At 46.2% G+C, this 13,318-nt stretch carries 6 protein-coding genes; 1 reads left to right on the top strand and 5 read right to left on the bottom strand.

Annotation, left to right across the window (positions count from 1 at the left end):
• Positions 1-15: 15 nt before the first annotated feature.
• Entirely contained in the window at positions 16-2,994 is a 2,979-nt protein-coding gene (locus tag D7D25_RS05375; RefSeq protein WP_044059913.1) for a TonB-dependent receptor, read from the bottom strand.
• Positions 2,995-3,379: 385 nt separating this feature from the next.
• Here D7D25_RS05375 and D7D25_RS05370 point away from each other — a divergent pair, with 385 nt between their 5' ends.
• Positions 3,380-4,240, top strand: coding sequence for an AraC family transcriptional regulator (locus D7D25_RS05370; protein ID WP_026326979.1), 861 nt, complete (start codon positions 3,380-3,382; stop codon positions 4,238-4,240).
• Position 4,241: 1 nt separating this feature from the next.
• Here the strand turns inward: D7D25_RS05370 and D7D25_RS05365 are convergent, their stop codons facing one another.
• The 4 genes from D7D25_RS05365 to D7D25_RS05350 form a co-directional block, all read right to left on the bottom strand.
• Positions 4,242-6,737 carry a sugar-binding domain-containing protein gene (locus D7D25_RS05365; protein ID WP_185140218.1) on the bottom strand — a complete coding sequence of 832 codons (2,496 nt, stop codon included), beginning with the start codon at positions 6,735-6,737 and terminating at the stop codon, positions 4,242-4,244.
• 15 nt (positions 6,738-6,752) lie between these two features.
• Positions 6,753-8,336, bottom strand: a complete 1,584-nt coding sequence (locus tag D7D25_RS05360) for a glycoside hydrolase (RefSeq protein WP_122967984.1) — start codon at positions 8,334-8,336, stop codon at positions 6,753-6,755.
• Between the two features lie 277 nt (positions 8,337-8,613).
• A complete protein-coding gene (locus D7D25_RS05355; protein ID WP_122967983.1) occupies positions 8,614-10,242 on the bottom strand; it encodes a RagB/SusD family nutrient uptake outer membrane protein in 1,629 nt (542 codons plus the stop codon).
• A gap of 5 nt (positions 10,243-10,247) precedes the next feature.
• Positions 10,248-13,280, bottom strand: coding sequence for a TonB-dependent receptor (locus D7D25_RS05350; RefSeq protein WP_122967933.1), 3,033 nt, complete (start codon positions 13,278-13,280; stop codon positions 10,248-10,250).
• Positions 13,281-13,318: the final 38 nt, after the last annotated feature.

Below are 13,318 nucleotides of genomic sequence, written 5' to 3'. Positions count from 1 at the left end.
TCAATTTTAAGATGATTAGAAATTCACATTTACACCAAACATAAATGTGCGAGTACGAGGATAATAATTAGTACGCCTGTCAATTCCCGGTTCCAAGCCACCAAGATTAATTTCAGGATCACGGCCGGAATATCCGGTAATTGTAAACAAGTTATTGCAGGTTCCATATACTTTGAGTGAGTTAACCCAATTACCCAACTTTCCAAATGAATAACCTAAAGAAAGAGTCGACAAGCGGAAATAATCTCCATTTTCCAACCAACGATCGGAAGGAGCCTGTGACTGGACATCGGTTGGTTTTTGTTCTGTAGCCACCGATTTCAACACATTTCGGCCTTCGGTGACGAAAGCGACATTACTGTATTGTTCGCGAGTTGCATTATAAATCTTATGGCCAAAAACTCCGGTAAAGAACATATTCAAACTCCAATTCTTATATTTGAAGTCGTTTGTCCAACCCAAACTCAACTTGGGCTGCGCACAGCCTGTAATGGTGCGGTCCGAGTCAACGGGGTCCGTTGTAGTCTCACCGGTACGCTCGCCTGTTTCCGCGTCACGTTTGTAGAATACTGATATGCCGTCGTCATTATAACCAGCCCATTCAAATGTGTAGAAAGTCCCGAGCGGATGGCCTTCCATGATACGTCCAATATTTGCGGTGGAATAACCGGCGATCTCCGGATTGCCCGTTGAGATATAATCTACAGAATACTTGCTGTTGGAAATGCTTTTCACGTTATTTTTATTGTGTGAAAGGTTCAGGCTCGTATCCCAAGTGAAGTCTTTCAGTTGGACAGGCGTTGCATTGATTGTAAACTCAATTCCCTTGTTGGTGATATCACCCACATTGGCATACATCGAACCATAAGGATAGCGGTTTGTCGATACATTGTATGAATAAATCAGATCGCTTGTCTTTTTGTCATAGTATTCAATGGTGCCTCCCAGACGTCCTTTGAGAAATAAAAAATCAATGCCCGCATTCAGCATGGCCGTTCTTTCCCATTTCAAATCGGGATTTGCATTTGACTGGGCGGCTATCGTGCGATAAAGGCTGGAATTTCCCTGAGAGTCAGTATAGGTAAACCATCCCGAAGGGCCATAGGTCTGAATGGCCTGGTATGCTCCGAATCCCAAAGAGTTGCCGCTTACGCCATAACTTACCCGTAACTTCAAATCATCAAACACATTCCAATCATTGACGAATTTCTCTTCGCTTGCGCGCCATGCAAGAGATGCGGAAGGGAATGTTCCCCAACGATTATTTTTACCGAAAGCCGATGAGCCGTCGCGACGGACAGTGGCCTGGAGCATGTATTTACTATTGTATGAATAGTTTAAACGGCCATAGAAAGAAATCATACGGAGCGTTTCCAGTGCATAGGCCGTTATGCCGCTCATATCCATTTTATTGGCAAACCCAAGATTATAATAAGAAGTGGCATCGCTATAGAAATCATAAACGGTAAGGCCATAGCCATCGTTATTGTCGGTTTGCTCGTAAGAATAACCGCCCATCAGACCCAATTTATGAGCATTGGCGAATGTATGATCGTAATTGAAATAGGTTTCCAACACTTTTTTCTTATTTTCAAGCGTTCCGCGAAAAGCCTGCCCGTTCGCGGTAACTATCTGGGAGGCAGTGCTGTTGTAGTTGTTGTAATTGATTTGTTCGTTTTCATAGGAAAGGTTTAGGTTCCACAATAAATCCTTGTTGATTTGCAGAGAAGCCTTACCCGTTCCCTGAAGTACTTTCTTGATGGTTTCATAATTGTCCTCATAAATCATGGACAGCGGGTTATGATATTGGTTTACTGATGTGTAATTATACCACGAACCGTCTTCATTTTTTGTGGGGAGCAAGGGTGAATAATAGTTCATGGCATCAAACACACTTTGGCCGTCCTTACTTGATGAAACGGATTTGCCTTTGGTTTGTGCGGTATTGACATTTAAATCCAAAGTCAAACGATCGTTCAAAGATTTTGTCTGGGCATAAGCTCGACCTGAAATACGTTCAAATTCAGTACCGAGCACAATACCTTCTTTATTCAGATAATTCAAGCTGGCATTGTAGCTGGAACGTTCGCTCCCTCCGTTAATAGAAACATTGTGGCTTTGGCTGACTGCCGTGCGAAGCACTTCATCATTCCAATTGGTATTGTAGCCCTTATCATTGGGAAGTGTTATGTTATTGGCGGACGCATAAGACCGCAAATCGCTGGCCGACATCATATCCAGGCGTTTGGCTATGTTGTCAAATCCGACATAACCACTATATGAGACAGATGAACGATCTGTTTTGCTACCTTTTTTTGTGGTGATGACAATCACGCCATTGGCCGCCTTAGAACCGTAAATAGCCGTTGCAGAGGCGTCGCGAAGTACATCAATTGATTCAATGTCCTCCGGAGCTATAAGGTTCAAAGACACGTCAGGAATACCGTCAACAACATAATAAGGTTCCATAGCTTTGCCTGTACGCAGAGAAGAGGCCCCCCGGAGAGAGATGGAAGTTGTTCCATAAGTAGGATCGCTGCTCTGAACAATTGTTAACCCGGGAACCTTGCCTTGCAACAACTGCCCGGGGTCGGTATACACACCGGTATTCAGTTTGTCGGCTTTCACGGTGGTAATAGAACTGGTGACATCCTTGCGAGTCATGCTGCCGTAACCCACAACCACAATCTCATCCAACATTTTATGATCCTCCTTCATCGTAATGTTGATGACATCTTGGCCAGCCACATCCACCTCTTCACTTATAAAACCCACATAGGTAAATATTAAGGTATTGCCGGCATCGGCCGTAATCCGGTAATTACCTTCTATGTCAGTGACAGTACCAACGGAACTGCCTTTTACTTCAACGTTGACACCAATCAGCGATTCCCCATTGACATCAACCACTTTCCCGGTTATGCTCCTTTGAGCAAAAACCGAAATGCCGCTCATCAAAAAGATGAAAAAACAGACTAAATGTGTCTTGCACATAACATTGATATTTAATAGTTTATTAATTATTACACAATACAGGATGTATATATCATGACCTTTCTTGCATTTTTCCCGTAAATAGATCTTTTTTCATTCTCACATATTAGAAGCTGTTTTGAATTTTTTCATCCATTGTTTTTTAGCCATTTTTTGATGGATTTGGATTTTCATTTATTGAAATGTGGCGGGCCACTTGAAAGAAACAGTTTCTTGTTTTTCAATAAATTGCTTTGTCTTCATGCACGGAATTCTCCTTTTCACCAGTAAAATTCTCACTGTGCAAAATTAGAGATTGTTAGCATCTCATTTTTTATATGTTATCGATATAAAATTGCACTTTATCGATATTATTGCTATATTTACAGCCCAAATAGCGGTGAGAATGAATAAAGAAGGATTAAGAAGAGATTTCATTTTATTGAATGTGGGCTATGCCTATCATAATGCTGACTGGAACTGGAAGAATGTCGATAGCCCTTTCACCCGGATACATTATGTGAAAAACGGCACGGCAAAGATCATCAGGGAAGATGGCGTCTTCGAACTGAAAAAAGATCATTTATATATGACTCCTTCCTTTACAAGGCATGCCTATGAAAGCGACGGTATTTTGGAACTTTATTATATCCATATATATGAAAATCCGGGAAAGAACCTGAGTATATTTGATTTGCTTGATTTTCCGGTAGAAATCAAATCGGATCCTCTGGATATACAATTGATTGAACGTCTGATAAAAATAAATCCGGGTAGAGAATTAAAGTATTACGATCCATACCTTTATGATAATTCGGCGAATATTGAGCAAAATATGATTCTCCAAAAGCAAAGTCCCATTGCCTTTGAAATGGAGACACAGGCGATAATTAAACAAATTATATCTCGTTTTTTAGCGCAGGCGGTTCATAAAAATGAGCATATTGAAGAGCGGATACTTATGTCTCTCCGCCACATTCATAAAAATATTGACAGCATGATCGACATCAATCATTTGGCCGATATGTGTTTCTTGACCAAAGATCATTTCATCCGCCTCTTCAAAAAAGAGATGAACTGTACCCCAGGCAAATATATCAATCAAAAGAAGATTGAATACGCCCAACTGCGACTGTTAGTCGATAATGTCCATATCAAGGATGTCGCGTATGGCTTAGGTTTCGAAAATATTTCTTATTTCAACCGGCTTTTTATAAAACTCACGGGAGAAAGTCCGGGTAAATATAAGAAAAGGATGCAGGCATGAATTATTCAGCCGTCACTGTTATTTCCGCCGGTTCCAGCCAGGGAGAAGCAAACCCTATCTTTATTTCGCCCTTCTCGCCGGTTGCCTGCACATAAGCCAGGATACGTCCGTGGAACACGCGATGGCTGTTGTCGGTATAGTCGCCCATATCGGAATTGTTGCTGGCTTCCAGACCGAGAAGTTTGGCGGGACCGCTTATCCGGCAGGTAACCTCATCGTCGGAGAGCATCACCGGAACGCCGTCTTCATCCACCACCTGCAGCACGATCTGGGCCAACCCTCTCCCTTTATCTATCCGCTTTTCGCACTGAACGATCTGTAAAGCATGGGGCCGTTTCGATGATTGTATGGCATAGCCGGCAACAGGGTTGTTATCCTTATCCATACCCACCACTTCCAATTTTCCGGCCTTGTAGGGAATATCCCAGAATATAATGCCGGTATTGTCGTCATACTCTTTTGTCTCACCCGCCTCTGTGCCGTTGAGCAACAGCTTTGCCTTGGCGGCATTGGTATAGCATACCACCCGTATCAATTGGCCTTCCCGGTAGTTCCATACGGACCATGCATCCATCGAGGGTGCTCTTTCCTGATGGTTCGAAACATTCCCGGTTTCCGTCTGCGACAATACATCCTTCGACTGGATACTGCCGCCCCTGCCCGGTGTGGGATATGTTCCCAGGTAGGCCATGGGCTTGTCCGACCATAACGACTGGCGGAAATATCCCCGTGGTTTGATGAATCCACCGAAATCGAGCAAGCCGGAATAGAAACCTCTTGAAGGCCATCTGCCCGACTCCCCGAGATAATCGATCCCGGTCCAGAGGAACTGGCCGAAAATATGCTCCCTGTCGCGCGTAGCCTTCCATGCAGCCATATCGTGCCGGTTCTCGCTTCCATAGATCACCCGGTCAGGGTATTTCTCATGATCACTGTCATACTTGTCTTCGGTATAATTATATCCTGCGATGTCCAATGCGCCCGGGTATTCAGTCTCGTTCGACATGGCCACTCCGGCTAATCCCGCAGTTACCGGGCGTGACCGGTCATATTCTTTTACCACTCCTGCGAGACGCTTTGCGATATTACCCAGTTCCATTGCATCGGGCGCATCGGGATTATAACCGCCATAAGAGGCCTGCGTGAATCCTGCTTTCTCTCCCCCGAGCACCGGATGCGAATAGGGATCGTTGGGATAGTCCACCTCGTTGCCGATGCTCCATGCAAAAACAGAGATATGATTCCGGTCGCGCCGCACCAGGTCGGCCAGATCGATCTCTCCCCATTCCTTGAAGATGTCGTAAGAACCCTGAAAGCCGGGAGTGCCCACATTCCAACCTTCCATCCATTTGCGTTTGGGAAATACCCACTCGTCATACATCTCATTAAGTACCAATAGGCCCATCTCATCACAGAGACCGTAAAGATCGGTGGCCTGCGGATTGTGGCTCGTTCGCACTGCATTCACGCCGATCTCTTTCAGGGTCTGTAAACGTCTTTTCCATACTTCCCGGGGAACAGCCGCCCCCAGTACACCCGCGTCATGATGTATGCATACTCCTTTCACTTTCGTCCACTCCCCGTTCAAAGCAAATCCTTTATTGGGATCGAAGGTGTAGGTGCGGAATCCGGTACGGGTTGTGGTCCGATCGGTTTCAACTCCACCCTTCAGCACGATCGTCTTTAACTCATACAGAGTAGGATCGGACAGGGACCAGAGCGCCGGTTTGCTTACCTTCAATGAAGTGGTCAGTTTATTTTCATTGCCCGGCTTTGCCGTGAACTTCTTCGAGTCCCTTGTCACAAGCTTTCCTTCCGCGGAGTATAATTCATTCACGACTGTTAAAGAGGCATTGCTCTCTTCTTCATTATTTATTTCGACCTCCACATTCAGTTGATAGCCGTTCTTTGTTTGTTCAGGATAGGCGTATACACCCCATCGGGCAATATGTACGGGGTTGGCATATACCACCCACGCATCGCGGTAAATCCCCGAACCGGTGTACCATCGCGAATCGGCATATCGGCTGTGATCGACCCGTACTGCGATTACGTTCTCCCGACCGTATTGAATATAGGGTGTCGCATCATACATGAACGAGATATACCCGTTAGGGCGCTTGCCGAGAGGCTGCCCGTTGAGGAATACTTCGCTGCGGTTATACACTCCTTCGAAATAGAGATATACTTTCTGTCCCTGTTTGTCGGCTGGAATATCGATTGTTTTACGGTACCATCCAATGCCTCCGGGAAGGTATCCCGTGCAACTGGCAAGTGTGGGACTTAACTGCCCTTTTACGCTCCAGTCATGGGGTAACGATATCTGTTGCCACCTTGTGTCGTCCAATGTGACCGATTGTCCGTCGCGCACGTCGTTCAGGACAAATTTCCAGTTGTCATTGATTTTTTCAGGCGACCCGAAAGAGACCTGCGCCCGGAGAGATGGGGCAATGCACATAACCAGTAAAATAACGATTGACAGAGTTTTTTTTCGCATGCGATGATTAATTAATTAAAATTCATAGACGAATGTGGTAACGGACAAAGGGTCAATCACTGTTTCCTCCCCGGAAGGAGTATTTTCTCTCAGGTCTTGTGTCCGGGATGTAGTATATTGTTTCACCGATGAGTACCTTCCCAGCCCCGTAACGTTCAGATCAATGGCGATAGATTTTCCGGTCATATTGGTATATACCACCGCCAGCCGTTTTTTGTCGGGGGAGATCCAGGCGGATCCGAAAAACGAGCTCGAGGGATTCTCTATGCTCAGATCGACACGTTGGTAGCCCGGCCTGATAAACAGACTGTAATTTCCCAATACCCACAAAGTTTTGGTGGCCTCATGCCTGCCGCTTTCGGAAATATCACCGTAAATACCGCTTCCCGGAACCAGGTCGATCAGCAGAAAACGGTTCTTATGATCCCAGCGCGCCATGTCCATACTGGTCCAGAACGACCATGAACAGACATTGGCGGTGGTTAAATCGTGATAGATGACTTTTGACATGTGAAGCGCTATGTCAAGAGGAGTCGCCGACTCGTGCCCGGGATAATCCTTGTCGTTGAAATGATCTCCAAGCATGCTCCATTCGGTCTGGTATATTTTTAATCCTTTTGCCGACGCCGCTGCTCCCAGTTGACTTCTGACACTTTTCATCGTATCCCAGTTTCCGTCTGTCCAGTAACTGTGTCCCCCTATCAGGATATCCACATGCGTGAGGTCACCGATATAATTGGCTGACTCTGGCGAGAAAAACTCGGTTATTTGATCGCTGCGGGCAGCATCACCCTTTATTTTATAAAGGTACTCCCAGTCTCCTGATTCCGTAATAAGGATCCTGCTATCCAGGTTTTTCCGGCTGAGGGCGTTATCCAGTTCAATAACCAGGCGTTTTATTTCGGCATTTTGCCAGCCACTTCCCTCCTGGCCGCCTTCCCAATTGTATTGAGGTTCGTTCACCGGACTTATGTATGAGAATGTAATATTTTTATTGTTTTTGAAGTATTCTGCCACGTTGGCCATGTAAGCTGCAAAATCACCGTAGTGTTCCTCCTTCAGGTTACTCCGTGCTCCGCGTGCCGAAAATCCTTTTTCGTTGTAGGTGTAGTGAACCGGCGGCGAATTGCTGAACATCACGAACGACCCGCAGCCATAATCGCGCGCTTTTTCCAGAAAATACTGTTGCCCCCGTTGACGGCTCCAATCATAAGTCCCGTCGGCATTGAGGAAAGATTCCGCGCGGCGCGATTTGTCGTCGATACCACTATCATCACCCTGTTCTGCCGTTCCTGCTCCCAGGTTGAAACGCCACATCGACAAGCCTATTCCTTCCGGGGCACCATTATTGATATCCTGTGAAAATAACAAACGGGCTATCGATTCCTTCTGGCTCCCTTCCCAGTCTCTACCAACATAATTGGCCGTCCAGCAGTCCGAAGCACCGAATCCGTCTATCGTCTGAAACGTTTTTCCGATATCAATCGTAACCGCCTTTTCCACGTTTGTACCCGTCTGTCCGGGTTCCGGGTCTGTGCCGTGGTCGCAGGCGGAAATTACAAATATTAAAAGTAAGCAGGGATAATATTTAAATTTCATAGTGAATGTTATTTTGATATAACTGCCGCGGATAATTTTTCTGAACAACCCGCGGCAGAAATATGACTCACTTGGAGAATTATTTAGAAACTGTTTTGAATTTTACGAGTAATTATTTCACGCTTATTTTTCCACTCTTTCCTATTGTTTTTTGCCCTTTTTCGCGACTTTGAACTTTCATTTCTTTTAAGTGGCCCGCCACATTTGAATCAATGAAAACCCAAATCCATCAAAAAATGGCTAAAAAACAATGGATGAAAAAATTCAAAACAGCTTCTTAATTCCAACCCGGATTCTGTGTGATCGAACCATTGGACATGGTGATTTCATAGAGCGGAATCGGGAAGAGCAAGTCCCGGTTTTCGTTGAATGTGATCCCTTTATTACTGGGTTCATACTGATTCTCCCATTCATAAGGATCAGCGGTTGTTTCACTCGTGTTCCATTGCACAAATGATCCATTCACTCCCATGATATTGGCAATCATCTTCTTTCCATTGTCGTCGGTCCAGCGGCGGATGTCATAGAGTCGGTGGTTTTCACATGCCAGTTCAAGACGACGCTCGGCGCGGATGGCATTACGAAGTTCATTTCCACTGAGCGTTACGGCGCCAAGGTTAACACGGTCGCGTACCTGATTCAAGGCGTTACGGGCCGTGGCATCGTCGCCGGTCTCATTGCAAGCCTCAGCATACATCAGAAGGATGTCGGCATAGCGCAGGATGCGATGATTCAAAGGCACTCTGGGTTGATTATAATTTGCGGGACGTTTTGTAAAAGGCAACCAGAATTTGCGATTGACGCGGGCCGACTTATGTTTTGCGGGATCAATACAATAAGTGCCGTCACCATTCTGGTTACCCTGCGCGGTAATGAGTTGGTCGAACTGGTTTTCTCCCGCTATTTCTGTCGCGCCGTGTTTGATAATTGTCCATCTGAGTCGTTCTGTGTCCCCGGCTTCAATGAAAGCATTCTCAAGATTGGCAGTAGGCAATCCCCAGGCCCATCCATCCTGGTCGCCGCCGGAACGGTTGCCTGTCACGATAGACAAGCTGCCGCCAAGTTCATAGGTCTCGTCATACATGTTCTGCACCTCGAAGAGCGACTCTTCATTATTTTCGGCATCGATACTCCATACATCCCCGAAATCGGTCATCAGCTTATACTCACCTTCATTGATGACTGTTTTGAGGATATCCCTGGCCTCTGCAAATTTATTCTGATAAAGAAAGGCTTTCCCCAACATCCCGAGAGCGGCACCGCGGGTTGCGCGCCCCATGTCATCGGCACCATATTCACTGCGCTGAGGAAGTACGTTGGCCGCATCTGTGAGATCCTGTTCGATCAAGGCATACACATTTTCGGTACTCGAACGCGTGATGCCGCTCACTTCTTCCGGCAATAAAAATCCTTGTATAATAGGTACATCGCCAAAGTTCTTTACCAGTTCAAAATAGAAATAAGCACGCAGGAATTTGGCTTCGGCTATGAAGCGTTCTTTTTTTCTCTCATCCCGGATAGGTGCTTCAGGGATACGCTCAATAGCGATATTGCAGCGTAGGATACCTTTATAACGGTATTGCCAGAAGTTGGATATGGTGCCATTGCTTTGACCGACACCCTGGTAATGTGCCAGAGAGATGTACCCGCTTTGGTCTTGCGTGGTGTTACCCATCCAGAGGTCATCGCTACACATATCGGTCAAAATCCAGAAGTTTTCAACTTGCCACCAGCCATGGTAGGTGATCGCATTGTAGCAGCCAGTGAGAAACGATTCCGCATCGTTTTCACTTTGAAAGTAGGTGTCGAGATTCTCTTGTCCCCTCACGTCTTCCACCAAAAAGTCGGAGCATGCCGAAAAGGATAGGGTGGCAAAGAGTGCCAATATAATAAATATCTGTTTCATAATCATTAGAATTTTAAATCAATACCGAATAAAAAAGTACGCGGGTTGGGATAAGCTATCCAGTCAATTCCGGTTTCAATGACGCTTTCACCCATCTGTGGACGTTCCGGGTCCATTCCCGAATAGCTGGTGAGGGTGAAGGGGTTTTGTGCGGAGAATGAGACACGAAGGTTTGTGCCGGGAATAATATTCTTTGGCAAGGTATAACCCAGCTGGAGCAGCTTGCAGCGGAAATACGACCCATCTTCCACATAGAAGCTGGACACGCGGGTGTAGTTTAAGTTATTGTCGTTAACCGTCAAGCGGGGAATGTCGTTACTGGTCCCTTCGCCATGCCAAACTTTGTTTAGCGTGCCGGCATACACGTTGCTACCGTTCGTGCCGGCATACAATCTCTTGGTGGTGTTGAAAACATCGTTACCAAACGTGCCGTAAAAGTTAGCATTGAAATCGAAGCTCTTATAGTTAAAAGCCAAGTTCAGACCGGCCATCAAATCGGGATAGGCATTCCCGATATAAGTCTTGTCATTTTCATCCAACACACCGTCATGGTTCAAATCCCTGAAACGGATATCACCCGGTTGCGCGTTGGGCTGGAGGATGGTTCCATGCTCATCGGTATGAGCATACACTTCACTTAAATTCTGGAACAGTCCGTCTGCCACATATCCATAGAAGCGGCCGATTTCCGCGCCATCTTCATTACGGATAATCTGATCGGAGTTGAAACCGCCGGTATTGACCGGACCGTCTCCGGAAAGTTTCACTGCTTTATTTTTCACAGCCGAAAGGTTCAGGCCGATATTATAACTAAAATCATTGGTTATCCTGTCGTTCCAGTCAAAGCTCAATTCCCAACCGGAAGCTTTCATGCTCCCGATATTCATGGTTACCTGGCTATTCCAGTCAGGATATCCTACGGCAAAGATATTCTGTTTTTTATAAAGCATGTCGTATGACTTTTTTTGATAGATGTCAAATGTCACATTCAGACGGGAATCCAGAAATGACATATCCAATCCCAAGTTATAGTCTTCCACAGTTTCCCATTTCAGCCTGTTGTTGCCGACAGAGGAGATGGTGGTACCGGTCACACGGCTGGGGTTTCTGCCAAATACGGCGTCGGCACTTGACAGAAGGGTCAGGTAAGCGGAGTTGTCGATATTCTGGTTGCCCACACGCCCCCAACCTGCGCGTAATTTCAGGTTGTTGAAAATATCCTGGTGCTGCATGAACTCTTCCCCGGTTAAACGCCAGGCCGCTGATATGGATGGGAATACTGCATATTTGTTGCCCTCAGGAAATTTGGAAGAACCATCTGTGCGGAGTGAAGCGGTCAGATAGTAACGACCATCGTAATTGTACATCACACGCCCGATATAAGAAAGTAAAGAACTGTATGCGGTATTACCTGTGGCTTGTTGATTCAGTGTGCCGGCGCTTACCTCCTGCAAATTTTCGGAATTATTGGGAGTATCGTCGCGCGCTCCCTTTACCCAGTATTCGGCAAAGCGTTCCGCGGTAAAACCCGCCATGAGGTTAAGATTATGTTTATCGTCAAAAGTGCGCATGTAATTCGCGGTATTCGTCCAGTTCCAGTCCAACCATTCTTTCATCTCCCGGGAGACATTGCTGTAAGTGGATTTCTCGAGCTGATCGATCTCGAATTCCGGAGTAAAGGCGTCCGAACGACGGATATGGGCATTGGCGCCAAACTGGGTACGCAGTGTTAATCCTTTGAACGGAGTCAATTGTAAATAGGGATTCACAATCACCCCGTACTCGCGGGAGTAAGCGTTCTGGCGCGCGAGCGACGCGACGGGGTTCCATTCCTGGTTGTTGTGAGAACGCGCGTAATTGTTATAGTGATTGTCTACCCATTCTTCCTCCGGTTTAAAAACAGGAGTAGTGGGATCCATGGCCATCGCTGCTGAAAATAAATTCGGGGTATTATCCCACGACTCTACACGTGGAGCAATATCAAAACCCATCTTTACATGCTGATTGAATGTATATTCCGTATTCAACCGCAGATTGATCTTATCCCAGTATCCCACATCGTACTGTGAATTGTTGCGGAAATAGCCCATGCTCAAGTTATACACCAGTTTGTCGTTTCCTCCTGAAACACCGAAAGCGTAGTTCTGTACCAGCGCCGTTTTGTTGACAACTTCATTCCACCAGTCGGTACCTTCGGCATCGGTGATATTGTCTTTGCTGTTCCATACGGGCGTGCGTCCGTCGTTTGTGTAACGGGCCTTGAAAACCTGTTCATATTCCGAAGCTTTCGCCATATTCGGATTGGAGATAGTCTGGAAACCGATTGAAGAAGAGAAATTGAACAAGGTCTTTCCTGCAGAACCTTTTTTAGTCGTGATCAGGATGACACCGTTAGAACCACGCGTACCGTAGATGGCGGCAGCCGAAGCATCTTTCAGCACTTCCATGGACTCGATGTCGTTGCTGTTCAGAAAATTGATGTTCGTGCCCACAGGCATTCCGTCAACCACGTACAACGGGTCGCTGCCATTCACTGTGGTGACACCGCGGATCAGTACTTTGGGAGTTGTACCCGGTCCGCCTCCACTGGTCACCTGCACCCCGTTAATCTTGCCCTGAAGGGCATCCATGGCGTTACCGGTAGTTACCTTGGTGATTTCCTCACCTTTTATGGTGGAGATGGAGCTGGTCAGGTCGCTCTTCCGCACGGTGCCGTAACCGATCACCACCAGTTCTTCAAGCAGCTCCTGTGCCTCTTTCATCACCACATTGATTGTGTTCTGATGAGCTACCCTGATCTCTTGGGTTTCATAACCTATCGAAGAGAAGACAAGAACATCGTCTTCAGCGATATTGCTCAATGAGTAATTACCATCCAGATCAGTCACAGTCCCGTTACCCGAACCTTTTATCTGTATTGTCGCGCCGATCAGCGGCTCATTGTCCGTTGCTGAAGTGACTTTACCCCTCACAGTGATCTGCGCATGGGCGCCCAGGCTTATCAAGGCAAGACACAATAATAATATCTGTTTTTTCATATGATTATTTTATTTTTTTATTTCGGTATATGGAACCT

Origin of the sequence: Proteiniphilum sp. X52 (assembly GCF_003712195.1) — a bacterium.
Lineage (GTDB): Bacteria > Bacteroidota > Bacteroidia > Bacteroidales > Dysgonomonadaceae > Proteiniphilum.
Note: the sequence above shows the minus strand (reverse complement) of the source record. Positions and strands in the feature narration are given on the sequence as shown.

Bases quoted from the DNA above. Each gene is read 5' to 3' on its own strand.
- D7D25_RS05360 (WP_122967984.1), bottom strand. From the start codon at position 8,336: ATGAAATTTAAATATTATCCCTGCTTACTTTTAATATTTGTAATTTCC.
- D7D25_RS05350 (WP_122967933.1), bottom strand. From the start codon at position 13,280: ATGAAAAAACAGATATTATTATTGTGTCTTGCCTTGATAAGCCTGGGC.
- D7D25_RS05375 (WP_044059913.1), bottom strand. From the start codon at position 2,994: ATGTGCAAGACACATTTAGTCTGTTTTTTCATCTTTTTGATGAGCGGC.
- D7D25_RS05370 (WP_026326979.1), top strand. From the start codon at position 3,380: ATGAATAAAGAAGGATTAAGAAGAGATTTCATTTTATTGAATGTGGGC.
- D7D25_RS05355 (WP_122967983.1), bottom strand. From the start codon at position 10,242: ATGAAACAGATATTTATTATATTGGCACTCTTTGCCACCCTATCCTTT.
- D7D25_RS05365 (WP_185140218.1), bottom strand. From the start codon at position 6,737: ATGCGAAAAAAAACTCTGTCAATCGTTATTTTACTGGTTATGTGCATT.